The organism is Micromonospora fulviviridis (assembly GCF_014648395.1).
GTDB classification, from domain to species: Bacteria; Actinomycetota; Actinomycetes; order Mycobacteriales; family Micromonosporaceae; genus Micromonospora; species Micromonospora fulviviridis.
On sequence record NZ_BMRA01000003.1, the window covers coordinates 157,933 to 184,852 of the forward strand.

A 26,920-nucleotide genomic window follows, 5' to 3' on the forward strand; every position below is an offset into this window, starting at 1 on the left:
CCCACCGGCGTCGTCGGCTCAGCGCCCCGGACCGCGATCCTGGGGCCGCTGCCCGGTGAGGCGCTGGAGCTTGGCCTCCTTGTGCTCGACGCGCCGGCGCTGGCGAGGCGTGAGCTGCGGGCGGCCACTCTGCTGGCGGTAGTGGGAGACACGTCGGTCGGACGGCAGCATGCTCATGGCGGGCTCCCCTCGGTCGGGATCGACTCTCGCGCTGGTCACCACCGTCCCGCGCGGGCGGGTGAGGGCGCCTGACCCGATCCGGGTGAGCGGGCGGTCAGCTGCCCGGCTTCGGGAAGGCCACCGGGCTGCGGTGCCCCGCCCGGTCCACCGCCCGGACGCCGAAGAACACGTTGTCCTTGGACAGGTCGATGGTCACCTCGGTGACGTCGCCCACCGGCAGCACCTTCTGCCACTCGGGGGCGGTGGTCTCCCGCCACACCACCTCGTAGCCGGCGAGGTCGGGTTCGGCGCCGCGCTGCCAGCGCAGGGTGGTGTCGTTGGTCAGGTTCGTGGTGACGACGGTGACCCCCTTCGGGGTGCCCGGCGCCTGCGCGAGGGACCACAGGGTCGCGCCGTTCACCCGGGCCACCCGGGTGATGTAGTCGAAGTCGCAGAACTCCGGCAGGTCGCCGTACTGGACGCCGTCGACCACCCGGACGTCCTGGTGCTGGTGGGCGAAGTCCTCGTTCGGCTCGGTGAACCGCCCGGCCGGCCAGCCCTCGCGCAGGAACGAGATGTGGTCGCTGCCGCGCAGGTAGCGGTCCCGCCGGTAGATCACCCGGACCCGCATCCCGGTCGCGCCATTCTCGGCGACGTCGGACACGAACCGGGCGAGCTGCCGCGACGGCGAGTCGTTCTCCCCGCCGACGGACTGCCGCACGCTCGCCTCGGCCGGGGTCTCGGCCGTCGGCACGCCCTCGGCGAAGAGCCGGACCACCCGCGGGTCGCGGGTGCCGTCGTCGGCGGTGCTGCTCCCGACGATGTCGTTGCTGAACATGCCCTGGACGTCCACACCGGCCGCCTTGAGCCGGCCGGCCAGGTACGCGGAGCCGTACAGCCCCTGTTCCTCGCCGGCCACGGCGGCCAGGACGATGGTCGCCTCGCTGCGCCGGGTGGCCAGCACCCGGGCCAGTTCCAGGACCACCGCCACACCGGAGGCGTCGTCGTCGGCGCCCGGGGCGTCGCTGACGGCGTCCATCACGTCGGTGGCCCGGGAGTCGTAGTGGCCGGTGATCACGTAGACCCGGTCCGGGGTGGTGTCGCCGCGCAGGGTGGCCACCACGTTCGTGATGGTGGTGGCGGTCGGGATCCGGGAGGCCGGCTGCTGGACGTACGACTGGAGCTCGACGGTCATCCCGCCGCCGGAGGCGGCGGCGTACCCGGCGAGCTGGCTGTGGATCCAGTCCCGGGCGGCGCCGATGCCGCGTACCGGATCGTTCTGGTCCGAGAGGGTGTGCCGGGTGCCGAACGCGGCGAGCCGGCGGACGGTGGCCTCGATCCGGTCCCGGTCGATCTCGCGCAGCAGCGCGGTCAGCTCGCGGTCCGGCGGCTGCGGCCGGACCGGGTGGCCGGGGCCGGGTGGCGTGACGGTGTCGGTGGCGGCGGCCGGCGTGGCGGCCAGCGGGGCGGCGACGGTGGCGGCGGTGGCCGCGGCGGAGGCGGTGAGGAAGGTGCGTCGGGTGGACCTCGTGGGTCGGCCCCCGGCGGTCTCGTGGGTTCCCATCAGGGCATCCTTACCCTCGTCTATGGATTTGTCCATATCGGCGGCCGTGGATGGTGCCGGTTTCACCCGGTGCGGGCGATGCCGGCCTCGCCCTCCTCGTCCCTACCGTGGCGGCATGGCTGCCGTGCGTCCGACTCCGGCCGATCCGATGCCCGGCCTCGCCGCCGCCGCCGGGCCCGGCGACCAGCGGGCCGTCCCGCCCGAGCTGGGCCCCGAGTCGCTCGCGGTGCTCAGCGGTCCCACCTTCATGTACTCCGACCCGGCCGGGGACGTGCCGCCCGGCAGCATCGGCGGGCTGGTCCACCTGGACACCCGGATGATCAGCGGCTGGGTGCTGACCATCGACGGCTGTCGGTTCCTGGTGCTGCGCTCAGCGACCATCGACCACTACTCCGCGCAGTTCATGCTCACCAATCCCGAGCTGCCCGGTCTGCCGCCGGACAGCGTCACCGCGCGCCGGCTGCGCTACGTCGGCGAGGGGTTCCACGAGCGCATCGAGCTGACGTCGTTCTGCACGGAACCGGTGCGGTACGAGGTGCGGCTGGCCGTCGCCGCCGACTTCGCCGACCTGTTCGAGGTCAAGTCCGGGGCGCGGGACCGCTCCGGCGACATCGTCCGCCGGCACGGCGCCGAGGGCGCCGCGCTCTTCTTCCGGTACGACCGGGACGGCTTCACGGCCACCACCGAGCTGCGCTCCAGCCTGCCCCCGGACCGGATCGAGGGCGACGATCTGGTCTGGCAGGTGGAGCTGGACCCGCGGGAGGTCTGGAAGGTGGACCTGGAGGTGCCGCTGTCGCCCGGCCTGGGGGTGGTGGAGCCGGTACGTGGCGACATCGCCGATGTGCTGCACCGGCGGGCCGACGACCCGCTGCGCCGGTGGACGGAAACCCGCGCGATGCTGACCAGCGACAACCCGGTGCTGGAACGGGTCACCCGACGGTCCCGCTACGACCTGGCCGCGCTCCGGCTGGACCTGGAGGTCAAGGGCCAGCGGGTCATGCTGCCCGGGGCGGGTCTGCCCTGGTTCCTCACCGTCTTCGGCCGGGACACCCTCATCACCGCGTACCAGACCCTGGTGGCCGGGCCGGGCCTCGCCCATGGCGCGCTGCTGGCGCTCGCCCGGCTCCAGGGCACCCGGTACGACGACTTCACCGACGAGGAACCCGGCCGGATCCTGCACGAGGTGCGCAGCGGCGAGCTGACCCGCACCGGCGCCAAGCCGTACACGCCGTACTACGGCACGGCGGACGCCACCCAGCTCTGGCTGATCCTGCTCTCCGAGTACTGGCGGTGGACCCGCGACGACGAGATGGTCCGCCGGCTGCGGGAGCACGCGCTCGCCGCGCTGACCTGGATCGACGCGTACGGCGACCGCGACGGCGACGGCTACGTCGAGTACGCCACCCGCTCGCCGGAGGGGCTGGGCAACCAGTGCTGGCGGGACTCGCCGGACGGCGTCTGCTTCGCCGACGGCCGGATCCCGGTGCTGCCGATCGCCACCTGTGAGATCCAGGGTTACACCTACGACGCGAAGCTGCGCCTGGCCGAGCTGGCCGAGGGCCCGCTCGCGGACCCGGCGCTGGCCGCCCGGCTGCGGGCCGACGCCGCCCAGCTGTACGAGCGGTTCAACCGGGACTTCTGGCTCGACGAGCGGGGCGGCTTCTACGCGGTCGGCCTGGACGGCGACAAGACCCCTATCGACTCGAAGACCTCCAACATGGGGCACCTGCTGTGGAGCGGCATCGTGCCACCGGAGCGCGCCGAGGCGGTGGTGCGCCAACTGATGCACGAGGAGATGTTCTCCGGATGGGGGATCCGCACCCTGTCCCGGGAGGAGCGCACCTACAACGCCCTCGGCTACCACCTGGGCACGGTCTGGCCGCACGACAACTCGATCGCGGTGCTCGGGCTGGTCCGGTACGGCTACCGGGCCGAGGCCAACCGGATCAGCATGGCACTGCTCGACGCGGCCGAGCAGTTCGGCTACCGGCTGCCGGAGGCGCTCAGCGGGTACACCAGGGACCGGACCATGTTCGCCGTGCCGTACCCGACCGCGTGCAGCCCGCAGGCGTGGGCGGCCGGCGCCCCGCTGGCCCTGGTCCGGGCCATGCTCGACCTCAACCCGGTGGACGGCCGGCTGGAGCTCGATCCGGACATCCCGCCGGAACTGGGCCGGATCGCCGGCGAGCGGGTGCGCGCCTTCGGCCGCCGCTGGGACATCGAGGCGGTCGGTCGGACCGGGTACGTCCGGCTCGCCCCCGACTGACGGCCACGTTTGTCGGGGTCCTCGACGGGAACGGCAGCAGGCATGACGAAACCTCGTGTGGTGATCGTGGGGGCCGGGTTCGCCGGATACCACGCGGCGAAGACGTTGAGCCGGCTGGCCGGCAAGCGGGCCGAGATCGTCCTGCTGAACACGACCGACTACTTCCTCTACCTGCCCCTGCTGCCCGAGGTCGCCGCCGGGGTGGTCGAGCCCACCCGGATCTCCGTGCCGCTCGCCGGCACCCTCGACGGCGTCCGCGTGGTCATCGGCGAGGCGGACCGGGTCGACCTCCAGAACCGCTGGGTCGGCTACCGCTCGGCCGAGGGGGACCACGGCCAGCTCGCGTACGACCGGCTGGTGCTCTCCGTCGGCAGCGTCAACAAGCTGCTGCCGATCCCCGGGGTGACCGAGTACGCGCACGGCTTCCGCGGCCTGCCCGAGGCGCTCTACCTGCACGACCACGTGGTCCGCCAGATCGAGCTGGCCGAGCTGGCCGAGGACCCGGCCGAGCAGCGGTCCCGGACCACGTTCGTGGTGGTCGGCGCCGGCTACACCGGGACCGAGGTCGCCGCGCACGGCCAGCTCTTCACCGACCGGCTGATGGCCCAGCGGCCCCACCTCAAGGTGCGTCCCCGCTGGATGCTGCTGGACGTCGCCCCGCGCGTGCTGCCCGAGCTGGACCAGCGCCTGTCCGTCACGGCCGACCGGGTGCTGCGCCGGCGCGGCGTCGACGTGCGGATGGGCACCTCGGTCTCCGAGGCCACCCCGGACGGGGTGATGCTCACCGACGGCGAGTACGTGCCGACGTGCAGCCTGATCTGGTGCGTCGGGGTGCGCCCCGACCCGTTCGTGGCCGAGCTGGGGCTGCGCACCGAGAAGGGGCGCCTGGTGGTCGACGAGTACCTCAACGTCCCCGGCTATCCGGAGGTGTTCGCCTGCGGCGACGCGGCGGCCGTGCCCGATCCCACCCGCCCCGGCCAGGTCTGCGCCATGACGGCCCAGCACGCGCAGCGGCAGGGCAAGCTCGCGGCGCACAACATCGCCGCCTCCTACGGACAGGGCACCCGGAAGTCGTACAAGCACCGCGACCTGGGCTGGGTGGTCGACCTGGGCGGCAAGGACGCGGCCGCCAACCCGCTGCACGTGCCGCTCGCCGGCCTGCCGGCCAAGGCGGTCACCCGCGGCTACCACCTCTATGCCATGCCCAGCAACCGCGCCCGGGTCGGCGCGGACTGGCTGCTCGACGCCACCCTGCCCCGCCCGGCCGTGCAGCTCGGCCTGGTCCCGGCGAACGCGGTGCCGCTGGAGAGCGAGTCGCCCGAGGTGGTGCGTCGGCGCTGACCGGGTCCGCAGGTCTCATCCGCCGGCCGGCGGCGGGTTCCCCTCCGCGGGACCCCGACCGCCGGCCGGACGCCGTACCGGCGGCTCCGGGCCGGCGGCCGGAACGGGCAGGGTCTGCCGTCCGGCGGGGGCGAACTCGCGCAGCAGGACCTGGGCGATCCCCGCCACCGGGATGGCCAGCAGGGCGCCGACCAGGCCGGCCAGCTCGGCGGCGAGCAGCACGCTGACCAGTACGGTCAACGGGTTCAACCGGACCGCGCGCGCCATGATGACCGGTTGCAGCAGGTGGTTCTCGACCTGCTGGTAGACCACGAAGAAGACCAGCACCACGACGCCGGCGGTCGGGGAGTGCAGGAACGCTGCCCCGGCCGCGACGATCGCCCCGAGGGTGGCCCCCACCAGCGGGATGAGGTCGGCCAGCGCGACCACCAGGGCGATCACCGCGGCGAACGGCACGCCGACCAGGAAGAGCACGCCGAAGGTCAGCCCGCCGCAGATCACGCTGATCACCAGGTTGCCGCTGAGGTAGCCGGTGATGATCCGGGAGGAGTCCCGGCCGATTCGCCGCAGCCGTTCCGCCGGCCCGTCGCCGACGAGCTTGAGCGTGCCGGCGATGATCTTCGGCGCCTCGAGGACCATAAGGTAGGCCAGCACCACCACGGTCACCACCGCGGCGACGGTCTGGAGCACGCCCCGCAGCACCCCGACCGCCGGCTGGCCGATCCGGGCACCGTAGCGCTGGAGCTGGTCGGCGTGGGTGTCGGCGTACCGGCGCAGGTGGAAGCGGTTGAGCGCCTCGCCGACCGGTCCCCGCCCGGCCCGGGCCTCGCGGATCAGCTCCGGGGCCCGGTCGGCGAACCGGCCCAGCTCGTCGACCAGCGGCAGCACGATCATCGCCCCCAGCGCGGCCAGCAGCACGAAGGTGGCCAGGAAGACCAGCAGGGTGGCCAGCGCGCGGTGCCGCACCAGCCGCCGTTCCACCCGGTCGACCAGGGGCTTCAGGGCGACCGCGAAGAACGCCGCGACCAGGCCCCAGACCAGCACCCGCCGGGTCGCCCAGACCAGCGCCAACCCGACAAGCGTGACGAGCACCAGACCGATCACGATCAGCGCCCGGCGGGCGGTGGACCGGTCGTCGGCGTTGCTCATCCGGCGCGGCTACCCACCGCCGGCCCCCGGAAACCCCGCCGGGTCAGCCCTGCGCGAGGGTGGCGTCGGTGGCCGGCCGGGTGCCGGCGACGAACGCGTCCAGCGTCGCCCCGTGCAGCACCCCGCCGGGCAGCGGGTCGCCGGCGGCGCGGGCGACGAGCCGGCGCACCGGCAGGCGGTCGGGGCGGGTCGCGGCGGCGAGCACCAGGTTGCCGTACCGCCGGCCGCGCAGCATCCGCCGGTCGGCGACCAGGCAGACGTCGGCGAAGACCGCCCGGAGCGTGGCCACCTGGGTCCGGGTGTGTACCAGCGGCGGGAGGTCGGTGACGTTGACCAGGAAGACGCCGTCCGGGCGCAGCACCCGGGCCACCTCGGCGGCGAACTCCACGCTGGCCACGTGGCGGGGCATCCGGGCCGCCCGGTAGACGTCGGCCAGCACCAGGTCGTACGCCCCGGCCGGCGCGGCGGTGACCGCGTCCCGGGCGTCGCCGATCTCCACGACCACCTCGGGCGGCACCGGCGGCAGGTCGCGGCGCACCAGCTCGACGACCGCGGGGTCGCGCTCGATCACCCGCTGCGGGGAGCCGGGGCGGGTGGCCGCCAGCCAGCGCGGCAGGGTGAGCGCCCCGCCGCCGAGGTGCAGGGCGGTCAGCGGCCGGCCCGGCGGGGCGGCCAGGTCGACCACGGCGGCCATCCGCCGGACGTACTCGAAGTGCAGGTGGCGCGGGTCCGTGACGTCGACGTAGGACTGTTCCACCCCGGCGGCGAGCAGCGTCCGGCCGGTGGGCCGGGCCGGGTCGACCACGATCTCCAGGGCCTCGGCGTCGCTCTCCACGGCGGGCAACGGTACCCGGGCCACGGCGGGCCGGCGGGCGGGGTGCCCGCCGGCCCGTGGACCGCCTGCCGATCAGCCGGTGGCCATCCCGGCGCCGGCCTCGTCGATTGCGTCGTCGACCCGCCGGGCCAGGTCCACGTCCAGCGCCGTCACCCCGTCGACCTGCTGGGTGCGCACGGTGAGCACGGCGCTGTCCGGGTCGGGCCGGCCGATCTGCGGGCCGCGCCCGGTCTCGCCCCGGAGCTGGTCGAGCCGGTCGAGCACCCGGTCCAGGTTGCCGGCCGGCAGCTCGATGGTGCGCACCAGCGACTGCCGGTCGCTGGACCAGTACGGCAACCGGCCGAGCGCGGCGCGCAGTTCCTGCTCGTCCAGCGGGGCGGTGGCGGACGTCGGACCCACCAGGCCGCCGCCGGGCTCCGACGGCGCGAGCAGGTCCCGCAACCCGTCCGGTACGCGCAGCGACTCGACCAGTTCGCCGTCCGCGTCGGCCAGCGCCGCGAGGGTCGCCTCGGCCTGGTAGCGCGCCTGCTCCGGGGTGAGGCGGCTGCGCCGGCCCACCTCGGCCAGGAAGCCGGGCAGGTCCCGCCGCCGCTCGATGCCGTCCACCGGCACCACGTCGTGCAGCTTCACCGGCACCGCCTCGAGCAGCCGCTCCCGCTCGGCCTCGTCGAGCGCCCAGGCCAGCGCGAGCACGGTCGCCTCGGCCGCCACCTTGGCGGTGGAGAAGTCCACCCCGGCCCGCCGGCTCACGTCGTCGACGAGATCCCGGTAGCCCAGCGTGGTCACCCGGACCGGCCGATCGTCGGGCAGCGGGCGCGGGCGCTCCGCCACGGCCGCCGGCGGCGGCGCGGGACCGCCGCGCGTGGTGTCCGGCTTGCGCCGGCCGGCCGGCGGCGGGCCGGACCGTTCGCGCCGGTCCAGCGAGGTGATCTGCTTGGACGCGCTCAGGCTGGCGCCGGTCTGGCTGGGCTGCACACCGCGTCCCCGGGCGTCCCGGGCCAGGGCCCGGCGGCGCTGGTTGTCGCCCTCCATCTGCTTGCGCATCGTCGCACCTCGTTCCTGGTCGGTTGCGCTTGCGCCGGTCGCCTTCCCGGCGCCGCTGGGAAGGAAACGGGCGCGGCCAGACCGGCCAGCTTCACTCGCTGCGGGTGAGGACCGGTCACCCGGCGGGGCCGCACCATCGGGGTGGACCGGAAGAACTTCCGACGCACGCGGAAGGGCAGGTCGTCATGAAACGGATCGTGGAGATCGTCCCCGCCCGGCCCGGCTGGTACGCGCGGTGGCAGGTGGAGCCGGAAGGCACCCGCTGCTACCCGGTGACCCTGTGGGCGCTGCTGGAGGAGAGCGACGGCAGCGGGCGCGAGGTCGTCGGTGTCGACTGTGTGGGGCAGTGGCCCGGAGCGGACGACAACGAGGTGGGTGGGGAGTTCGTCCGTTACCTGTTCCAGACGCCCGATTCCGGCGCGCCCGAGGACGCGGCCTCGCCCACGGTGGGCGAGCTGCGCGAATCCGGCCCGCGCCTGCAGGCCGCCCCTGCCGCCTGAGCCACCCTCCCCGGCCCCCGGCCCCTGGTCCCAGGGTCGGGGGCCACCCCCCGTTCCGGCGGTGGTCAGCCGACCTGGCGGGTGTCCCCGGTCGCCGTGGACGGCGGGACGGCCAGCAGCTCGGCCAGCCCGGTGCGGTCCAGCAGCTGCCGTACCGGCGGGTTCACGGAGTCCAGCAGCACCGTGCCGGCGCCCGACCGGTGGATGACCACCAGGGCGCTGAGGCCCGAGGAGTCGCACAGCGTCACCCCGGCGAAGTCGAGCAGCAGCTCCTGGTAGCCGTCGCGGCGCAGCTCGGCGGCGGCGGCGACGAGTTCCGGCGCGGTGTCGAAGTCCAGCTCGCCGGTCAGCCGAAGCCGGGCACGTCCGGCGGCGAGCCGGTCCACCTCGATGGTCAACAGCTGGGAGGGCATGTCGCCATGTTCCCAGGTCGGGATGATCGGGAAACCCCCGGGGTGCTCACGCCAAGGCGGACGAGTCGGTCACGGGCCGCTCGGACCGGCCCTCCGGCCGCGGCCGGGACAGCAGGCCGGTGACCCCGGTCAGGTCGAGGATGGTGGTCAGGAAGCGGGGCGGCTCCCGGAGCTGGATCGCGGTGCCCCCCTGCTGACCCTCCCGCCAGGCGTGCACGATCACCGACAGGCCGGTGCTGTCGATGAAGAGCAGGTCGTGGAAGTCCAGCACGAGTGTCCCGGGGTGCTCGGCGAGCAGCCGGTCGACCTCGGCGCGCAGCGGGGCGGCCGTGGTGAAGGCCAGGTCGCCGCCGACCTTGACGACGGGGGCCGCGGGGTCGGACCGGTCCACGGAGATGTGCAGCGGCGTCGCCTCGGGCGTAGTCCGTCGGGGTGCCACCATCACGCCTTTCCGTGGCTGCCGGTCGGGGGCGGTCGTCAGGGATCGTAACAACGCCGGCACGGCCCCGCCGGACGGCGCGTCCGCAGGCCGCGGCGCAGGCCGTGGGGTGGCGGTCCCGGCACACCGGCGTAGGGTGGGGCGGAGAGATCTGACCATACGCGCCGTCTCAGGCGCGCCGCGGGTATCGACAAGGAGTGGGGCTCAGCTGGTGACTTCCGCCGACGTCAGGGGTGCTGACCCGGGCGACGGACGGGTCTCCACGCCGGGAACGGGAAGGGCCCGTCCGTGGCCCGACGCCGCCCCGGCCCTGCCGCCCCTGGCCCCGGACCGCGGCCTGCCCACCCCCGACTGGTCGGAGGTGGTGGAGCACTTCCGTGAGGGTCTGATCGTGTGCGACGCCGACGGCGTGGTGCGACACCTCAGCCCGGTCGCCGAGCGGCTGGTCCCCGAGGTGGTGGCCGGCGAGGTGCTCGCCGCGGCCGGCGTGCCCGCGCTGCTCGCCACCGACCCGGGCGAGTTCACCCATCACGGGCGGCGCCTGCGGCTGCGGCAGGTCCCGCTCTCCGCCGCCCGCCGCTGCTGGTACGTCGAGGACGTCACCGAGAGCGTCAGCCGGGCCGACGCGCTGCTCGCCGAGCGGGCCCGCTCGGCGTTCCTCGCCGTGGTCGGCGAGAAGCTCGGCAACCCCCTGCACCCCGACCGCGCCGCCGCCGCGGTGGTCCGGCTGGCCGTGCCGACCGTGGCCGACGTCGCCGTGCTGGTGCTGGCCCCGCGCTCCGGCCGGGCGCGCTGGTGGCGGGCGGTGCGGGCGGACGACGAGGCGCCCGCCCTGGACAGCGGCATGCTCGCCGCCGCGGCGCTGCCGTCGGCGATCGAGGAGGGCCTCGGCGGCACCGAGCCGCACGCCCTGGACTGGGTGGTCGAACAGGCTGTCGAGGCCGGCTGGCTGCCCGGGGTCGACGCCGCCGGAGCCACCGCGCGGGTGGTGCCGCTGCCCGGCCGGGAGACGCCGGCCGGGGTGCTGCTCGTGGCCCGTCGGGACGGCCGCTGGTACGACGAGGCCGACCTCGACCTGGTCCGCGCCTTCGCGGCCCGCGCCGGCGCCGCGCTGACCACCGCCGTGCTCTACCGCGACCAGGCCGAGGTCGCCGACACCCTCCAGGCCAGCCTGCTGCCCGTCGAGCCGGCGGCGGCCGCCGGTGTGCAGTGGGGCACCGCGTACCGGCCGGCGCAGGCCGGGTTGCGGATCGGCGGTGACTTCTACGGCTCCCACCGGCTCGTCGACGGCGGCTCGGTCTTCTTCCTCGGCGACGTCTCCGGCAAGGGCGTCGAGGCGGCGGTGTTCACCGGCCAACTGCGCCAGTGCCTGCACGCGCTGCACCGCGTCGAGTCGCAGCCGGGGCGGCTGCTGAAGCTGCTCAACGACGCGCTGCTGGAGACCACCCAGGCGCACGGGCAGGGCCGGTTCGCCACCATGGTGCTGGGCGTGGTCCGTCCGCACCGCGACGGCAGCCTCACCCTGACCATGGCCGGCGGCGGCCACCTCCCGCCGCTGGTGCTGCGGGCCTCCAGCGAGGTCGAGGTGGTGCCGCTGAGCGGGATGCTGATCGGGGTGGTGCCGGATCCCCGGATCGGCGAGGTGACCGTGCACCTGGCGCCGGGCGAGACCTGCCTGCTCTACAGCGACGGGGTGACCGAGGCGCGGGGCGGCCTGCGCGGCGACGAGCAGTTCGGCGCCGAGCGGCTGCTCCACGCGGTGACCGGCTGCCACCGGATGCCGGCGCCGGCGCTGGCCGAGCGGATCGAGCAGGTGACCTGCGACTGGCTCGGCCACGGCGACCACGACGACATCGCCGTGCTCGCGTTGCGGGCCACCGGCCCGGGCCGCCCCGGCCGCCACCTGCACGCGGTGCACGGCCCGACCGGCGCCGACCGACCCAGGGAGACCACTCCGTGACCGCGACGACCACCGAGGCCGACCCGGCCCGCGCCTTCCCCGGCTACCTGGAGTTCCTCGCGGAGGCCGACGAGCACGGCGCGGTCGAGGTGGCCGTCGGGCTGCTGGAGTCCGGCGTGCCGGCCGAGCGGGTGCTGCTGGACCTGGTCGCCCCCGCGCAGGCCGAGGTGGGGGAGCGGTGGGCGCGCGACGAGTGGAGCGTGGCCCAGGAGCACGCCGCCACCCACATCAGCGAGCGGGTGGTGGCGGCCGTCGCCGCGTACGCCGATCCCCGCCCGACCCGGGGCCGCATCGTGGTGGCCTGCATGGACGGTGAGTGGCACGCGCTGCCGGCCCGGCTGGTGGCCGAGGTGCTGCGGCTGCGCGGCTGGCAGGTGACCTTCCTCGGGGCCAGCGTGCCCGCCGCGCACCTGGTCTCCTACCTGCACCGCTACGACGCGCACGCGGTGGCCCTGGCCTGCGCGCTGCCCATGCGGCTGCCGCACGCGCACCGGATGATCGAGGCGTGCCGCCGCTCGGACGTGCCGGTGGTGGTGGGCGGGCGCGGCTTCGGCGACGACGGCCGCTGGGCCCGGGTGCTCGGCGTCGCCTGGGCGCCGGACGCGCCGACCGCGGCCGACCTGCTCGCCGACGAGCGGGCGCTGCGCGCGATGCCGCCGGCCCGGCTCGACCACCTCGCCGACGACGAGTACGCGAGCCTGACGAAGCGTCGCGGCGAGCTGATCGACAGCGCCCTGGCCGACCTGCGGGAGCGGGTGCCGGGGGTCCGCGACTACACCCCGGCGCAGCTCGACTCGACCGTCAGCGACCTCGGCTACATCGTCGACTTCCTCGCCGCCGCCCTCTACGTCGACGACGAGACCCTCTTCGGCGAGTTCGTCGAGTGGCTGGTGGCGATCCTGGTCAGCCGCCGGGTCCCGGCGAGCGCGGTCGGGCTGACCCTCGACCACTATGGACAGCGGCTGCGCGACTTCCCCCGCGCCGGCCGGTTCCTCGACCGGGCCCGCGCCCTGGTCAGCGGGCTGTCGGACGCCCCGCGACGGTGACCGCCGGGGTGCGGGGAACTCTGCTTATACTTGCTGCACTGCAAGGGTCGGCCTGCGGTGGGAGCGAGGGGGGCCAGGGTGACGTTCACCGTCACACGCACCGGGCTGGACGGCAGCCCGGCGCGCCTCCGGCTCGCGGGTGAGCTCGACCTGAGCACCGCGCCGGAGCTCACCGCCGCCATCGACCGGCTGGCCGCCGAGGGGCACCGTGAGCTGCTGCTGGACCTCGCCGAGCTGACCTTCTGCGACTCCACCGGCATCGCCGCGTTCGTGCGCGGTGACAACCTCGCCGCGGCCGCGGGCGGCTGGTTGCGGATCACCGGGGCGACCGGGCGGGTGGCCCGGGTGCTCCAGATGACCGGGCTGGCCGAGGTGCTGCGCTACGAGGGGGGCACGGCCGACCCGGCCACGCCGGCCGCCTCCTGATCGGATAGATTTCCCCGCCGGGCGGTCGACCTCGCCGTCGGCCCCTCCACCTCCGAGACGAAGCAGGTTTTCCCATGGGTCATGGCACCCCGAGCCCCGTTCGCATCCTGGTGGTGGACGACGACCCGGGTGACGTCCTGATGATCGAGGAGGCGCTCGAGGACTCGGACGTCGAGAAGATCATCGACGTGGTGAACGACGGCCAGGAGGCGATGGAGTTCCTCCGCCGCGAGGGCCGGCACACCGATGCCCAGCGGCCCGACGTCATCCTGCTCGACCTGAACATGCCGCGCATGGACGGGCGTCAGGTGCTCGGCGAGGTCAAGCGGGACGAGAACCTGCGTACCATCCCGATCGTCGTGCTGACCACCTCCAACGCCGACACCGACATCCTCGGCAGCTACACGCTCCAGGCCAACGCGTACGTGACGAAGCCGATCGACCTGGACGACTTCAACGACGTGGTGCGCCGCATCGACGAGTTCTTCGGTCGGGTTGTCGTGCTCCCCAAGCACCCCTGACCACCTTCGTCCGGGCATCCGGATGCTGAACATTTTGCGGGAACCGCCACGGGCGTGGCCGCCCGCCGCCCAGGATCGTCAGGTGGGGAAGTGACACCAGCTGCCTGGGGGGCGACACGCATGAGGTTCTCCGTGGTTGAGACCGGTTACGACCAGCGGCAGGTGGACTCCTGCCTGGACGAGCTGGGAATCCGGTTGGTCCGGCTCGCCGCCCGCGCGGAGAGCGCCGCCGGCGCCGGCCGGGAGTGGGACCAGATCCGGGAGGACGCGACCCACCTCTGCGACTTCCTGCGCCGCCGCACCGCCGTCGTGGACGGCGAGGCGGCCGCCGGGACGGCCGCGGAGCGGGAGGCCGCCATGCTGCTGGCCCAGGCCCGCAGCGAGCTGGAGGCGGCCCGCGAGGAGGCCCGGCAGGTACGCGAGCAGGCGTACGCCGAGGCGGTGCGGGCGCGCCGGGACTTCGAGGCGGCGCTGCTGGCCCGCCGCCGTCGCGAGGCCCGTGTCGACGAGATCCTCCGCGGCGACGTGGTGTCCCCGGACACCCCGACCGCCGCCGCGGGCCTGCCGACCGGTGGCGCCGCCGAGCGCAGCGCGGCCTGAGCGCCCGCTCAGACCAGCGCCGCCACCACGGTAGTGGCCCGCTGCTCGTGCTGCGCGTACGCGTCGGGGAAGGCGGAGACCTGCACCGCCTGGGCCGCCGCCGTGAGGCTCAGCTCCGTCCAGCCGGGCACCTCCTTCAGCGCCGTGAAGAACGCGCGGGCCGCGTACGCCGGCCGCATGATCTCGGCGACGGTGCCCCAGCCGCTGCTGGGCCGCTGCTGGAACAGCCCGATCGAGTCGTGGTCGGAGCCGCTGCCCTGGTGCGGGTAGTCGAACGACTCGGGGAGCACGTCGCTGGCCAGGTTGTAGAGGTCGCTCTCCTGCATGGCCGTGGCGACGGCCACCACCAGCGCCCGGCGGGGCATCTTCATGGCCAGGCCGACGTCGACGATCGCCTTGGCGTTGTCCATCTGCCGCTGGTCCAGCCCGGCGACGGGCCGGGGGTGCTTGGGCCGGACCGGCTTCTTCGGCGCCTTCCGGGTGGGCGTCGGGCTGGGCGTGGCGACCGGGACCGGGGTGACCGGCACGGCGACCGGCGGGGCGGTGCGCTCGAAGTCCCGGGAGGCCCGCTGCTCGCCGGCGGCGGCCGCCCGGTCGGCGAGGGCGTCGCGGATCGGCTCGTGCGCCTGCCCGGTCTCCCGCGCGCCGACGACCCCGATCAGGCCGAGGCAGCAGGTCACGCCGGTGGCGACGGCGACCCGGGCGGGGGTGGAGCGGAGCGGCCCGCGCCGTGCCGGTTCCGGGGCCCGGTGCCGCCCGATCCTCCGTTCGGCTGATGCCGGGTCGATCGTACGGCGAACGGGGGCGGTCTCGGTCTTCTGCTGCTCAGCGGGCTCGTCGGGATGCACCCGCCGAGGCTAGAAAGCTTCCCGGCGCTTGCCATCGGGGTGGTTGGTGGCATGCGCCACAATTTGCCATGATCCGCCCGCGCATTACGCTCGGTAGAACATGAATTCGATCTCTCTCGCCTTTCGCTTTTTCCGGTCATGTCGGAAACACCGGAACAGATCAGGCGCATGATCATCTTTGCGGCGGTTCCGGCCGGCCTCCTCCGTTCGGGGGAGGGGCAGGCCCGTCACCTGGGGGGACCCGCGTGGGCCGGAGAGGCCACGCGGCCGGGGCCGGGGCATACCCGGATCGCCGCCACCCGAGGGCCGCCGGCTCGATACGATGCGGACGGTGACGGAGCAGATGGTCGATGAGCGGGCCGCCGGAGAACCCGCCGGCCGCCGGGGCCGGCGGGGCCTGGTCGTCAGCCTCTGCGCCGTCCTGCTCGCCGTGCTGCTCGTCGGCCACCGCGCGGTGCCCAACGTGCACGGCCTGGGCAGCCTCGTGGACAGCGCCACCCCACTGCTCGGGCTCGGCGTACCCCTGCTCGCGCTCGCGGCGCTGCTGCGCCGGTCCCGGCTGGCCCTGCTCGTGGTCCTGCTGCCGGCGATCGTCTGGGCGGCGCTCTACGGCGGGGCCTGGCTGCCGCCGGCCTCCGGCGCCGGCGCCACCTCGCTCCGGGTGGCCAGCCAGAACCTGCGCTCCGGCAACCCCGACCCGGCCGCCACGGTCGACGCCCTCACCGACGCCGACCCGGACCTCATCGGGCTGCAGGAGGTCGACGACGGCGACCGGGTCGCCGCCGCGCTGGCCGGGCGCTACCCGCACCGGGCCGCGGTCTCCACCGTCGCGCTGTGGAGCCGCTGGCCGATCCGCGAGGCGCACGGCGTGGACACCGGCCTCGGCTGGGAACGGGCCCTGCGGGCCGTGGTCGCCGCCCCGCAGGGCGACCTGGCCGTGTACGTGGTCCACCTCGGCTCGGCCCGGGCCGGGCACACCGCCACCCGCGACGAGACCGTCGCCGCCCTCGCCGCCACCGTCCGCGCCGACGACGCGCCGCGGCTCGTGGTGCTCGGTGATCTGAACACCGCCACCACCGACCGGGTCTTCGCGCCGCTCACCCACCTGCTGCGCGACGCCCAGGCCGACGCCGGACAGGGCTTCGGCTTCACCTGGCCGGCCGACCTCCCGGTGACCCGCCCGGACCACGTCCTCTTCCGGGGGCTCACCCCCACCGCTGCCGGGGTGGTGCACACCCCCGACAGCGACCACCGGGCGGTGACCGCCGGCTTCCGCTGGTGAGCGGTCAGTGCCGGCCGTTCTCCGCCGGCGTCACGGTCAGCCGGTGCCGGCTGTTGTCGCCGCTGGAGAACGGCCAGAGCCGGTCCGCGTGCGCCACCAGGTCGGCCAGCTGCTCGCGGGTGAGGCCCGCCGAGGAGATCTCGGCGTGCACGTCGGCCCGGTAGCGGCCGTCGTCGTCGCGACCCAGCTTCGCCGCCGCCGTCACCTCGACGGTGTGCGCCTCGTCGGTGATCTCACCGGCCGCCTCCACCGCCGCGTGGTGCAGGCAGGAGGCGAACGCGGCCGCCAGGAGCTGCTCGGGCGTCAGACCGGTGCAGTGCGGCGCCAACGGGGACGCCAGGGCGGAGGAGAGACCGCCGTCTTCGGTGCGTACGTGACCGCCCGCGGCGGTCGCCGTGGCCGTCTCGGCCAGCCAGGAACTCGGATCCGGCATCGCGTTCCTCCCGTCACTCACCCGCCCGGCTACCCGGCCCCCGGCCGGCGAAACCGCGCCTGAGCAGGCAGCGCGTCAGCCGGCCCGGCCGGTCGGGTACGCGTCGACGGCGACCGCCTCGGTCGCCTCGGCCGCCGCCCGGTCGGTCCACGGCGACACCGGCACGCGCCGCTGGCGGGGGGCCGCCGCGACCATCGGCACGTAGACGCGGGCGTCCACCACCTCGGCGAGCAGCAGCGCGGCCATCAGGCTGCTCGGCCGGGCGGTCGGGTCGGTGGCGAGGCAGCGCCCGCACAGGTCGGCCGCCTCGGCCGGCAACCCGTCGATCTCGGGCAGCGGCTCCGGCGGCCGGCGCCGGCCCGAACCGAGCAGCTGGGTGGTGGTGTCGGCCGCGTACGGGAGGCGACCGGTCAGGCAGTAGTAGAGGAGCACGCCCAGGGCGTACATGTCGGCGGCGGGGGTGGCCGGCTGCCGGTCGAGCTGCTCCGGCGCCAGGTACGCCGGGGTGCCGACCACGATCCCGTCCGGTGTGTGGTCGGGTGCGCCCGTCGGGGTGGCGATCCCGAAGTCGAGCACCTTCACCCCGGCCGGGGTGAGGATCACGTTCGCCGGCTTCACGTCCCGGTGCACGATGCCGTGCGCGTGCGCGGCCGCCAGCGCGGCGCTCACCTCGGCGCAGACCCGCACCGCGATCCGCCAGTCCAGTGGGCCGCCGCGCAGGTGGGCGGCGAGCGTCTCCCCCTCGGCCAGTTCCATCACGATGTACGGCACCGCGCGCCCGTCCGGCAGGGCGGCCGTGCCGAAGTCGTGCACGCTGGCCACGTTCGGGTGCACCAGCCGGGCCGCCGAGCGGGCCTCGGCCCGGATCCGCTCCACCGAGGTGGCCTCGCCGTCCAGCCCCGGCGAGATCAGCTTGACCGCGACGGTCCGGTCTAGCACGAGGTCGTGCGCCCGCCAGACCTCGGACATCCCGCCGATGCCGACGCGCCGTTCGAGCTCGTACCGCCCGCCCAGCGTCCTCATCGACCACTCCTCGCGCTCGTCCGGTGCTTCACCACGTCTCGCTACCCGGGCCCCGAGCAGGGCAAACCGCCGGAGTTCCCACCCCCGGCCGGGGTAGCTTCGCGAGCAGGGGACTCGTGTCCACGGCGGGACGGAGGGTGGCCGGTGGCTCTGGTGCGCGTGCGGTTCGTCGGGGGACCCGCCGACGACCTGGTCCGGGATCTGCCCGCCGACCCGGACGGGTCGCCGCCGCGGCGGTGGATCCTGCGCCACCCCGACCGGCCGCCCGGCGGCGAGGCGGACCACCTCTACGAGCGCGACCGCCACCACGACGGCGAGGGCGCCTGGATGATGCGGTACGTGCGCACCGACCCGTTCGGCGCCACCGAGTGAACCCGGTCAGGCCGCCCGCGCGCCGGTCGTGCCGAGGATGACCGACGCGACCAGCTCCGGGTCGTCGTGCATCGGCACATGGCCGCAGCCGGCCAGCTCCAGGTGCCGGGCCGCCGGCAGCCGGGTCCGGGCCAGCGCGGCCTGCCGGTAGGGCAGGATCCGGTCCCGGGTGCCCCAGGCGACCGTCACGGGCACGGTCGGCGCGCCGGCGAACGCGTAGCCCCGGCCGGCCCGGGCCACCGCGCGGAAGGCCCGCGCCTCGCGCAGCGCCCGCGCGTCGGCCAGCGCGTCGGCCAGCGCCATCCGGTTCGGCCGGGCCAGGATCATGCCCAGCGCGAGGGTGCGCAGCGCCGGGGACGCGAACAGCGACCGCAGCACCGGCTCGGGCAGCCGCGCCGCGTTGCGGTGCAGGGTGAGCACGGTGAGCGCCCAGCGCAGCTCGCGCGGCGTGCAGAAGCCGGCGGGGGAGAGGGCGGTGGCGGAGGAGACCGCGCCGGCGGCGGCCAACTCCAGCGCGATGGCCCCGCCGAGGCTGTTGCCCGCCACGTGCGGGCGGTCCAGCCCGAGCGCGGTGAACAGCTCCGCGATCCCGGCCACCAGGCCGGGCATGTCGGCGGGCAGGCCGGCGGCGGGCACCGGCGAGCGGCCGAACCCGGGCAGGTCGACGGCGATCACGTCGTGCGCCTCGGCGAGCCGGTCCAGCACCGGCGACCAGGCGGCCCAGTGGTGCCCGATGCCGTGCAGCAGCACCAGCGGCGCGCCGGCCCCGCGCCGCTCGAAGACCACCTCCACCGCGGCGCTCACCGTGCCACCTTCCGTTCGCGACTGCGGGGCTCGCAGGACCGGCTCACTCCTCGCGCTCACCGTGCCACCTTCCGTTCGCGACTGCGGGGCTCGCAGGACCGGCTCACTCCTCGCGCTCACCGTGGCACCTCCGGCGTGCTCGCTCCGAAGCCCCGACCCAGCGCCCGGGACTGCTCCTCGATCAGCGGGACGGTGTCCCTCGCGGTCCGGCCGATCAGCCGGTCGGCGAGCGGGCTGACCAGCACCGACCGGACCGCCTGCACGGCTCCGACGGCTCGTGGCACGTAGACCCGCCGCTGGCGGCGCTCGATCGCCCGGACGAACGCCGCGGCGCACTCCTGCACCGTGGTGGTCCGCCGCATCGGCCACGGCAGCTTCGCCAGCGCCGCCTCGAACGCCGGCAGGTCGGCCCGCGCCTCGCGGACCAGGTCGGTGTCCACCCAGGACGGGTGTGCCGTGCCCACGGCCACCCCGCGGTGCGCCAGCTCCAGCCGGATGGCGGTGCCGAAGTGCTCGACGCCGGCCTTCGAGGCGCAGTAGGCGGCCATCCCCGGCAGCGCGGCGAACGCGGCGGCGGACGAGACGATCAGCAGGTAGCCCCGGCGGGCGGTGAGCGCCGGCACGGTCGCCGCCGCGGTGCGCATCACCCCGATGAGGTTCACCTCGACCGTGCGGACCAGCGCCTCGACGTCGCCGACGGCGATGGTGCCCCGGTTGGCCACCCCGGCGTTCGCCACCACCGCGTCGATGCCGCCCAGCGCCGTGACCGTGCCGTCGACCGCGGCGGCCAGCTCGGCCTGGTCGGTGACGTCGGCGGGGAACCACACGTGGCCGGGACCCAGCTCCGCGGCGAGCGCGGCGAGGCGGTCGGGCTCCAGGCCGACCAGGGCCAGCCGCGCGCCCCGGGCCGCGGCGAGCCGGGCGGTGTGCTCGCCGATCCCCCGGGCCGCCCCGGTCACCAGCACCACCTTGCCGGCCAGCCGACCGGTGGGACGACCGTCGATGGACATGCCGGCAAGTTACCACCGGGTAGCAGGCTGGGGAAGGGTCGTCCGGCGTGTCCGCGGCCAGGCCCGGACGCCCTGGCCGGCGAGCCAGTCCGGGCCGTCGGCGCCCCGCGCCAGGGCGGCCACGGCCAGCATCGCGGCCCGCGCGGCGTCGGGCGCGGCCACCGTCACCGCGGCCCACGGCGAGTCCGGCGCGGCGCCGGTGCGCGGATCGCGTACGCCGCCGCCGTCCGGGCGCAGCACGTCGGCGGTGACCAGCGCGCCGCCGGCCAGCGTGGCCGGCCCGTGCGCGACCCGCCAGCCACCCGACGGCGCCGGTCCCGCGGCGGCCGCCCGGGACCCGACCGCCACCAGCACCCCCGTCCCGTACCGGGCCGCCACCTCTTCGGCGCACCGCTGCACCAGGTACGCGCCGGCCGTCCCGCCCAGGTCCAGCCAGAGCGGCGGCGGCACCGCCAGCAGGTTCCCGCGGAGCGACACCGCCCGCCAGCCCTCGCCCCGTTCCACCCGCCCCCAGCCCGAGCCGCACGCCGGCAGCGCGGTCACCGACCGGCGCAGCCGGGCCGCGCCGACCGTCGGGTCCACCGCCCCGCCGCTCGCCTCCGCCGCGCCCAGCGACACCGCCACCAGGTCGCGCAGCAGCGGGCCGACCGGCACCGGCCGGCCGGCCGCCCGGTGCGCCCGGGACAGCTCCAGGCCGACCACGCGCAGCCCGGCCAGCCGGCGCGCCACCGCCCGGCGGGCCGCCGGCAGCGCCGTACGATCGGACACCGCCACCCGGACCGCCCTGCCACGGCTCCCGCTCGGTGCGGCCGACGCCGCGCCGCGCCCCGCAACCGTCGGGTCCCGCCACCACCAGCGGACCTCGAAGAACCCGTCCACGCCCATGCGCCGAGCGTCCCCCGCGAGGCTGGAGGTGGCGTGGGGCGTGCCTGTGGTCCGGCTGTGCGTCCGCGCCGGCCGCCGGGCCGCGCGGATCCCGGCGGCCGGCCCGCACAGCTGGTACACAGGATCAGGACAGGACCGGCACAGCGGGTGCGCCCACGATGGGGGTCATGGTCATGAACGGGCAGGCCGCGCAGGGCCGGATCGAGCTGCGCCGACCCGACGGCGAACCGGTGCGGGTGCTGGTGGTGGACGACGAGCCGACGCTCACCGACCTGCTCTCGATGGCGCTGCGCTACGAGGGCTGGCAGGTGACGACCGCCGGGAACGGGATGGCGGCGATCAGCGCGGCCCGGCAGTTCAAGCCCGACGCCGTGGTGCTCGACGTCATGCTCCCGGACCTGGACGGCTTCCAGGTGCTGCGCCGGCTGCGCGAGCAGGCGCCCACCGTGCCGGTGCTCTTTCTGACCGCCCGGGACGCGGTGGAGGAGCGGATCGCCGGGCTCACCGTCGGCGGCGACGACTACGTCACCAAGCCGTTCAGCCTCGAAGAGGTGATCGCCCGGCTGCGCGCCCTGCTGCGCCGCTCCGGGTTCGCGGTCGCCGCCCGCGAGGAGGCGGTGCTCACCGTCGGCGACCTCAGCCTCGACGAGGACAGCCACGAGGTACGCCGCGGCGGTGACCTCATCAACCTCACGGCCACCGAGTTCGAGTTGCTGCGCTACCTGATGCGCAACCCGCGCCGGGTGCTCAGCAAGGCGCAGATCCTCGACCGGGTCTGGAACTACGACTTCGGCGGCCAGGCCAACGTGGTCGAGCTGTACATCTCGTACCTGCGCAAGAAGATCGACGCGGGCCGCGAGCCCATGATCCACACCTTGCGCGGGGCGGGTTATGTCCTCAAGCCCGCGGAGTGACCGGGGTGGTCGGCTGCGGCGGCGGCTGGCCGGCTGGTCGCTGCGCCGCCGCCTGGTGCTCTCCGTGGTGGCGCTGCTGGCCCTGGTCAGCATCGGCATCGGCGGGCTGACCACCGTCGCCCTGCGGCACTTCCTGATCGGGCAGGTCGACGACCAGCTCACAATGGCCGACCGGCGCACCGGCGACGTGCCGCGGTGGCTGCGCCAGCCCGGTGACCCGCGTCGGACGGACCCCTGCGACCAGCCGGCACCGGAGCCGCCGCCCGGCTACCCGCCCGGCTCGATCGCCCTCCGGAACGCCTGCGGAGCCACCACTGCGACGGCGCGAGCCGAGTCCGGGGAGGCCGAGACCGTTCCGGCCACCGACATCGTCGCGCTCGCCGCGCTACCGCTCGACGGGCAGCCCCGCACCGTCGAGGTCGGCGATCGGGGTGACTATCGGGCGGTGGCCCATCGGTCGCCGAACGGCGACGTGATGGCCGTCGCCATCCCGCTCGCCGGGGTCCAGGACACGGTCATGTGGGTGCTGGTCGCCCAGGCCGGGCTGGTCGCCGCCGGGCTGATCATCGCGGGTGGGCTCGGCGCGCTGATCGTCCGGGCCGCGCTGCGCCCGCTGAACCGGGTCGCCGCCACCGCCGCCCGGGTCACCGAGCTGCCCCTGGACCGGGGCGAGGTGGCCCTGTCGGTGCGGGTGCCGGCGGCCGACACCGACCCGCGTACCGAGGTCGGGCAGGTGGGCGGCGCGCTCAACCGGATGCTCGGCCACGTCGCCGCCGCGCTCGCCGCCCGGCAGGCCAGCGAGACGCGGGTACGCCAGTTCGTCGCCGACGCCAGCCACGAGCTGCGTACCCCGCTCGCCGCCATCCGCGGCTACGCCGAGGTGGCCCGGCGTGGCCGGGACGAGGTGCCGCCGGACGTGGCGCACGCCCTGCGCCGGGTCGAGTCGGAGAGCACCCGGATGACCAGCCTCGTCGACGACCTGCTGCTGCTCGCCCGGATCGACTCCGGCCGTCCGCTGGCGGCCGAGCCGGTCGACCTCACCGCCATGGTGGTCGACGCGGTGAGCGACGCCCACGTGGCCGGTCCCGGGCACCGCTGGCAGCTCGACCTGCCCGACGAGCCGGTGGGCGTCACCGGCGACGCCCACCGGCTGCACCAGGTGCTGGCGAACCTGCTCGCCAACGCCCGGGTGCACACCCCGCCCGGCACCACGGTGACCACCCGGCTCGCGCCGGTGGCCGGCGGCGTCGAGCTGAGCGTCACCGACGACGGCCCCGGCATCCCCGAGGAGCTGCAACCGGAGGTCTTCGAGCGGTTCGCCCGCGGCGACAGCTCCCGCTCCCGGGCGGCCGGCAGCACCGGCCTCGGGCTGGCCATCGTGGCGGCCGTGGTGGAGGCCCACCACGGCCAGGTCGAGGTGGCGAGCCGCCCCGGCCGGACCGTCTTCACGGTGCGGCTGCCCGAACCCACAGCCGACGCATAGGTCGCTCATGGGGGCGGGCCAGCGGCCCGCCCCAGGCTTGCCCGCATGGACAGAACAGAGAGCCTGCTGACCGCGCCCGCGGCCGGGTCGCCCGCGACCGACCCGGCCTCCGCGCCCGCCCCGGAACCGGTCCCGACCCCGGCGCAGCCGCCGGCCGAGCCGCCCCGTCGCGACCCGCGCTGGACGCGACCGGCGCTGCTCGGCCTGCTGCTGGCCACCGCGCTGCTCTACCTCTGGGGCCTCGGCGCCTCGGGCTGGGGCAACGCGTTCTACTCGGCGGCCGTGCAGGCCGGCTCGGAGAGCTGGAAGGCGTTCTTCTACGGCTCCTCGGACGCGGCCAACTCGATCACCGTCGACAAGACCCCCGCCTCGCTCTGGCTGATGGCCCTCTCGGTCCGCCTCTTCGGGCTGAGCAGCTGGTCGATCCTGGTGCCGCAGGCGTTGCTCGGCGTCGCCTCGGTCGGCGTCCTGTACGCCGCCGTGCGCCGCTGGTACGGACCGGTCGCCGGCCTGCTCGCCGGCGCGGTGCTGGCGGTCACCCCGGTGGCCACGCTGATGTTCCGGTTCAACAACCCGGACGCCCTGCTCGTGTTCCTGCTGGTCGCCGCCGCGTACGCGACGGTGCGCGCGGTCGACACGGCCAGCACCCGGTGGATCATGCTGACCGGTGCGCTGGTCGGCCTCGGCTTCCTCACCAAGATGCTCCAGGCGTTCCTGGTGATCCCGGTCTTCGCCGCGGTCTACCTGCTGGCCGCGCCGACCGGCTTCTGGCGACGGATCCGCCAGCTGCTGCTCTCCGGGCTGGCCGTGGTGGTCGCCGGCGGCTGGTGGGTGGCGATCGTCGAGCTGGCGCCGGCGAGCGCCCGCCCGTACATCGGCGGCTCGCAGCACAACAGCATCCTGGAGCTGACCCTCGGCTACAACGGCCTCGGCCGGATCACCGGTGACGAGGAGGGCAGCGTCGGCGGCGCCGGCCGGATGGGCGGCGGGGGCGGGGGCCCGTTCTCCGGACAGTCCGGCCTGCTGCGGATGTTCGACACCGAGGTCGGCGGCCAGATCTCCTGGCTGCTGCCGGCCGCGCTGATCCTGCTGGTCGCCGGGCTGTGGCTGGCCGGGCGGGCGGCGCGTACCGACCGGACCCGGGCCGGGCTGCTGCTCTGGGGCGGCTGGCTGCTGGTCACCGGGCTGATCTTCAGCTTCATGTCCGGCATCTTCCACGCGTACTACACGGTGGCCCTGGCCCCGGCGGTCGGCGCGCTGGTCGGCATCGGGGCGACGCTGCTCTGGCGGGCCCGGACGACACCGGCCGTTCCCGGTGGTCCGCTGGCCCCGGGCCGGCGGCGTGGGTTCGCCGCGACCGTGATCCTGGCCGGCGCGCTGGCCGTGACCGCGTGGTGGTCCTGGCACCTGCTCGGCCGCAGCGCCGACTGGTACCCGTGGCTGCGCACCGCCGTGCTCGTGGTCGGCGTGGCCACCGCCGCGCTGCTGGTCCTCGCCCACTGGCTGCCCCGCCGGGTGGCCCCGGTGCTGCTGGCGCTCGGTGCTGCGGCCGCGCTCGCCGGCCCGGTGGGGTACTCGCTCCAGACCGCGGCGACCGCGCACACCGGCTCGATCCCCAGCGCCGGCCCGTTCGTGCAGGGCGCCTTCGGCCCCGGCGGCCGCGGCGGGTTCCCGGGCGGCGGCCGGATGGCGGGCGGCATGGAGTTCCCCGGCGGCCAGTTCCCCGGCTTCCCGGGCGGCGGCCAGAACGGCGGCACGGCGCAGAACGGCGGGACCGCGCCGGACGGCAACGGCCAGTTCCCGGCGTTCCCCGGCGGCACCGGCGTCCCCGGCGGCGCGAGCGGCATCGGCCAGAACGGCGCGACCGCGCCGGGCGGCGGCAGCCCGCAGGTCCCCGGCGGCGACGGCCGGTCGCCGGGCGGCGGCATGGGCGGGCTGCTCGACGCCCGCGAGCCGAGCGCCGAGCTGAAGGCGCTGCTGGAGGCCGACGCGGACGACTACACCTGGGTCGCCGCGACGGTCGGCTCGAACAACGCCTCCGGATACCAGCTCGCCACCCGCGAGCCGGTGATGCCGATCGGCGGCTTCAACGGCAGCGACCCGTCGCCGACCCTCGCCCAGTTCCAGCGGTACGTCACCGAGGGCAGGATCCACTACTTCATCGGCGGCGGCGGGTTCCGCGCCAACGGCGGCAGCAACGCCTCGTCCGAGATCGCCAGTTGGGTCGCCGAGAACTTCACGGCGCAGACCGTCGACGGCGTGACCGTGTACGACCTGAGCAGCGGAAAGCAGGGCTGAGCGATGACGTTCACGAGCCAACCCCGGGCCGCCGTGCAGGCCCGGCCCACGGCGCCCACGGCGGTGCTGGACGTGGTGGTGCCCGTCCACAACGAGGAGACCGATCTCGCTCCCTGCGTCCGGCGGCTGCACGCGCACCTCACCGCGCACTTCCCGTACCCGTTCCGGATCACCGTGGCGGACAACGCCAGCGTGGACGGCACCCTCGCGGTGGCCGAGGCGCTCGCCGCCGAGCTGCCCGAGGTGGGGGTGCTGCACCTGGACGCGAAGGGGCGGGGCCGGGCGCTGCGGGCCGCCTGGTCGGCCTCACCGGCGCCGGTGCTGGCGTACATGGACGTGGACCTCTCCACCGACCTGGCGGCGCTGCTGCCGCTGGTCGCCCCGCTCATCTCCGGCCACTCGGACCTGGCCATCGGCACCCGGCTGGCGCGGACCAGCCGGGTGGTCCGGGGCGCCAAGCGGGAGGTGATCTCGCGCGGCTACAACCTGCTGCTGCGCGGGACCCTCGCGGTGCGCTTCTCCGACGCGCAGTGCGGGTTCAAGGCGATCCGCGCCGACGTGGCGGCCGGGCTGCTGCCGCTGGTGCAGGACACCGGCTGGTTCTTCGACACCGAGCTGCTGGTCCTGGCCCAGCGGTCCGGGCTGCGCATCCACGAGGTGCCGGTCGACTGGGTGGACGACCCGGACAGCCGCGTCGACATCGTGGCCACCGCGATGGCCGACCTGCGCGGCATCTGGCGGCTGGGCCGGGCCCTGGTCACCGGGGCGCTGCCCCTGGCCGACCTGCGCGCCCAGCTCGGCCGGGCGCCGCTGCACGCGCCGCCGGCCCAGGTGCCGGCCGGGCTGCCCCGCCAGCTCGCCCGGTTCGCCGTGGTCGGGGTGGGCAGCACGCTCGCGTACCTGGTGCTGTTCCTGCTGGCCCGCGGCCCGCTCGGGGCGCAACCGGCGAACCTGCTGGCCCTGCTGGTGACCGCGGTGGCCAACACGGCGGCCAACCGGCGGCTCACCTTCGGGGTCACCGGCCGCCGGCACGCCGGCCGGCACCACCTTCAGGGCCTGCTCGCCTTCGCCCTCGGCCTGGCCCTGACCAGCGGCTCCCTGGCGGTGCTGCACGCCACCGCCGGCACCCCGCCCCGCGCCCTGGAGTTGACCGTCCTGATCGCCGCCAACCTCGCGGCGACCGCCCTCCGCTTCACCCTGCTCCGCCTCGCCATGCACCACCGCGCCTGACCGCCCGATCGTGGCGAGTTTCCGTCCGTGCGGAACGGAAACTCGCCATGATCCGGAGCGGCGACCGGGCCGCGG

At 75.5% G+C, this 26,920-nt stretch carries 27 protein-coding genes; 14 read left to right on the forward strand and 13 right to left on the reverse strand.

Translation table 11 applies throughout. The features are described from left to right. Positions 1 to 18: 18 nt before the first annotated feature. On the reverse strand, positions 19 to 177 hold the full coding sequence (locus IEY96_RS09260; protein ID WP_189194396.1) for a hypothetical protein: 159 nt from the start codon (positions 175 to 177) through the stop codon (positions 19 to 21). A 97-nt stretch (positions 178 to 274) separates the two neighbouring features. After that, on the reverse strand, positions 275 to 1,723 hold the full coding sequence (locus IEY96_RS09265; protein WP_189194397.1) for a M20/M25/M40 family metallo-hydrolase: 1,449 nt from the start codon (positions 1,721 to 1,723) through the stop codon (positions 275 to 277). 115 nt (positions 1,724 to 1,838) lie between these two features. Here IEY96_RS09265 and IEY96_RS09270 point away from each other — a divergent pair, with 115 nt between their 5' ends. After that, on the forward strand, positions 1,839 to 3,989 hold the full coding sequence (locus IEY96_RS09270) for an amylo-alpha-1,6-glucosidase (RefSeq protein WP_189194398.1): 2,151 nt from the start codon (positions 1,839 to 1,841) through the stop codon (positions 3,987 to 3,989). A gap of 42 nt (positions 3,990 to 4,031) precedes the next feature. Then, positions 4,032 to 5,330 carry an NAD(P)/FAD-dependent oxidoreductase gene (locus IEY96_RS09275; protein ID WP_189194399.1) on the forward strand — a complete coding sequence of 433 codons (1,299 nt, stop codon included), beginning with the start codon at positions 4,032 to 4,034 and terminating at the stop codon, positions 5,328 to 5,330. 15 nt (positions 5,331 to 5,345) lie between these two features. On the opposite strand, the gene IEY96_RS09280 is transcribed toward IEY96_RS09275, so the two are convergent. From IEY96_RS09280 to IEY96_RS09290, 3 genes are all read right to left on the reverse strand, one after another. Then, positions 5,346 to 6,479, reverse strand: a complete 1,134-nt coding sequence (locus tag IEY96_RS09280) for an AI-2E family transporter (RefSeq protein WP_189194400.1) — start codon at positions 6,477 to 6,479, stop codon at positions 5,346 to 5,348. Positions 6,480 to 6,522: 43 nt separating this feature from the next. Beyond that, positions 6,523 to 7,314: a spermidine synthase gene (locus IEY96_RS09285; RefSeq protein ID WP_189194401.1), complete on the reverse strand. Its 792-nt coding sequence runs from the start codon at positions 7,312 to 7,314 to the stop codon at positions 6,523 to 6,525. 72 nt (positions 7,315 to 7,386) lie between these two features. After that, the gene (locus IEY96_RS09290) at positions 7,387 to 8,358 is read right to left on the reverse strand and encodes a DUF2267 domain-containing protein (RefSeq protein WP_189194402.1); all 972 of its coding nucleotides are present in this window, start codon (positions 8,356 to 8,358) and stop codon (positions 7,387 to 7,389) included. 185 nt (positions 8,359 to 8,543) lie between these two features. Here IEY96_RS09290 and IEY96_RS09295 point away from each other — a divergent pair, with 185 nt between their 5' ends. Continuing rightward, complete coding sequence (locus IEY96_RS09295; RefSeq protein WP_189194403.1) at positions 8,544 to 8,858, forward strand: hypothetical protein; 315 nt, start codon at positions 8,544 to 8,546, stop codon at positions 8,856 to 8,858. A gap of 65 nt (positions 8,859 to 8,923) precedes the next feature. Here IEY96_RS09295 and IEY96_RS09300 read toward each other — a convergent pair whose 3' ends face one another. Beyond that, entirely contained in the window at positions 8,924 to 9,271 is a 348-nt protein-coding gene (locus tag IEY96_RS09300; RefSeq protein WP_189194404.1) for an STAS domain-containing protein, read from the reverse strand. A 46-nt stretch (positions 9,272 to 9,317) separates the two neighbouring features. Next, complete coding sequence (locus IEY96_RS09305; protein ID WP_189194405.1) at positions 9,318 to 9,713, reverse strand: STAS domain-containing protein; 396 nt, start codon at positions 9,711 to 9,713, stop codon at positions 9,318 to 9,320. A gap of 208 nt (positions 9,714 to 9,921) precedes the next feature. Here IEY96_RS09305 and IEY96_RS09310 point away from each other — a divergent pair, with 208 nt between their 5' ends. From IEY96_RS09310 to IEY96_RS09330, 5 genes are all read left to right on the forward strand, one after another. Next, on the forward strand, positions 9,922 to 11,670 hold the full coding sequence (locus tag IEY96_RS09310) for a PP2C family protein-serine/threonine phosphatase (protein WP_189194406.1): 1,749 nt from the start codon (positions 9,922 to 9,924) through the stop codon (positions 11,668 to 11,670). Beyond that, positions 11,667 to 12,716: a cobalamin B12-binding domain-containing protein gene (locus tag IEY96_RS09315; protein ID WP_189194407.1), complete on the forward strand. Its 1,050-nt coding sequence runs from the start codon at positions 11,667 to 11,669 to the stop codon at positions 12,714 to 12,716. Before IEY96_RS09310 ends, IEY96_RS09315 begins: the two co-directional genes overlap by 4 nt. A 78-nt stretch (positions 12,717 to 12,794) precedes the next feature. Then, on the forward strand, positions 12,795 to 13,142 hold the full coding sequence (locus IEY96_RS09320) for an STAS domain-containing protein (RefSeq protein ID WP_189194408.1): 348 nt from the start codon (positions 12,795 to 12,797) through the stop codon (positions 13,140 to 13,142). 74 nt (positions 13,143 to 13,216) lie between these two features. Then, positions 13,217 to 13,663 carry a response regulator gene (locus tag IEY96_RS09325; RefSeq protein ID WP_189194409.1) on the forward strand — a complete coding sequence of 149 codons (447 nt, stop codon included), beginning with the start codon at positions 13,217 to 13,219 and terminating at the stop codon, positions 13,661 to 13,663. 120 nt (positions 13,664 to 13,783) lie between these two features. After that, positions 13,784 to 14,263, forward strand: a complete 480-nt coding sequence (locus tag IEY96_RS09330) for an ATPase (protein WP_189194410.1) — start codon at positions 13,784 to 13,786, stop codon at positions 14,261 to 14,263. Positions 14,264 to 14,271: 8 nt separating this feature from the next. Here the strand turns inward: IEY96_RS09330 and IEY96_RS09335 are convergent, their stop codons facing one another. Further along, positions 14,272 to 15,111 carry a hypothetical protein gene (locus IEY96_RS09335; protein WP_189194411.1) on the reverse strand — a complete coding sequence of 280 codons (840 nt, stop codon included), beginning with the start codon at positions 15,109 to 15,111 and terminating at the stop codon, positions 14,272 to 14,274. A 331-nt stretch (positions 15,112 to 15,442) separates the two neighbouring features. Between IEY96_RS09335 and IEY96_RS09340 the strand changes: the two genes are divergently transcribed. Beyond that, positions 15,443 to 16,393, forward strand: a complete 951-nt coding sequence (locus IEY96_RS09340; protein WP_229791489.1) for an endonuclease/exonuclease/phosphatase family protein — start codon at positions 15,443 to 15,445, stop codon at positions 16,391 to 16,393. Between the two features lie 4 nt (positions 16,394 to 16,397). Here IEY96_RS09340 and IEY96_RS09345 read toward each other — a convergent pair whose 3' ends face one another. Both IEY96_RS09345 and IEY96_RS09350 read right to left on the reverse strand, forming a co-directional pair. Next, the gene (locus IEY96_RS09345; RefSeq protein WP_091309083.1) at positions 16,398 to 16,826 is read right to left on the reverse strand and encodes an OsmC family protein; all 429 of its coding nucleotides are present in this window, start codon (positions 16,824 to 16,826) and stop codon (positions 16,398 to 16,400) included. A gap of 75 nt (positions 16,827 to 16,901) precedes the next feature. Next, positions 16,902 to 17,849, reverse strand: a complete 948-nt coding sequence (locus tag IEY96_RS09350) for a serine/threonine-protein kinase (protein ID WP_189194412.1) — start codon at positions 17,847 to 17,849, stop codon at positions 16,902 to 16,904. Between the two features lie 144 nt (positions 17,850 to 17,993). Here IEY96_RS09350 and IEY96_RS09355 point away from each other — a divergent pair, with 144 nt between their 5' ends. Further along, positions 17,994 to 18,221, forward strand: a complete 228-nt coding sequence (locus tag IEY96_RS09355) for a DUF8847 domain-containing protein (protein ID WP_189194413.1) — start codon at positions 17,994 to 17,996, stop codon at positions 18,219 to 18,221. Between the two features lie 6 nt (positions 18,222 to 18,227). Here the strand turns inward: IEY96_RS09355 and IEY96_RS09360 are convergent, their stop codons facing one another. The 3 genes from IEY96_RS09360 to IEY96_RS09370 form a co-directional block, all read right to left on the reverse strand. Beyond that, positions 18,228 to 19,025 carry an alpha/beta fold hydrolase gene (locus IEY96_RS09360; protein ID WP_189194414.1) on the reverse strand — a complete coding sequence of 266 codons (798 nt, stop codon included), beginning with the start codon at positions 19,023 to 19,025 and terminating at the stop codon, positions 18,228 to 18,230. Positions 19,026 to 19,141: 116 nt separating this feature from the next. Continuing rightward, positions 19,142 to 20,035, reverse strand: coding sequence for an SDR family oxidoreductase (locus tag IEY96_RS09365; RefSeq protein WP_189194415.1), 894 nt, complete (start codon positions 20,033 to 20,035; stop codon positions 19,142 to 19,144). 9 nt (positions 20,036 to 20,044) lie between these two features. Next, complete coding sequence (locus tag IEY96_RS09370) at positions 20,045 to 20,920, reverse strand: FAD:protein FMN transferase (RefSeq protein WP_189194416.1); 876 nt, start codon at positions 20,918 to 20,920, stop codon at positions 20,045 to 20,047. 173 nt (positions 20,921 to 21,093) lie between these two features. On the opposite strand from IEY96_RS09370, the gene IEY96_RS09375 reads away from it, so the two are divergent. The 4 genes from IEY96_RS09375 to IEY96_RS09390 are packed head-to-tail and all read left to right on the forward strand — an operon-like array spanning position 21,094 to position 26,845. Further along, positions 21,094 to 21,834, forward strand: a complete 741-nt coding sequence (locus IEY96_RS09375) for a response regulator transcription factor (RefSeq protein WP_107079796.1) — start codon at positions 21,094 to 21,096, stop codon at positions 21,832 to 21,834. After that, a complete protein-coding gene (locus tag IEY96_RS09380) occupies positions 21,812 to 23,317 on the forward strand; it encodes a sensor histidine kinase (protein WP_189194417.1) in 1,506 nt (501 codons plus the stop codon). Before IEY96_RS09375 ends, IEY96_RS09380 begins: the two co-directional genes overlap by 23 nt. A gap of 45 nt (positions 23,318 to 23,362) precedes the next feature. After that, positions 23,363 to 25,615, forward strand: a complete 2,253-nt coding sequence (locus IEY96_RS09385; RefSeq protein ID WP_189194418.1) for a mannosyltransferase YkcB-related protein — start codon at positions 23,363 to 23,365, stop codon at positions 25,613 to 25,615. A gap of 3 nt (positions 25,616 to 25,618) precedes the next feature. Then, positions 25,619 to 26,845: a bifunctional glycosyltransferase family 2/GtrA family protein gene (locus IEY96_RS09390; RefSeq protein WP_189194419.1), complete on the forward strand. Its 1,227-nt coding sequence runs from the start codon at positions 25,619 to 25,621 to the stop codon at positions 26,843 to 26,845. Positions 26,846 to 26,920 lie beyond the last annotated feature (75 nt).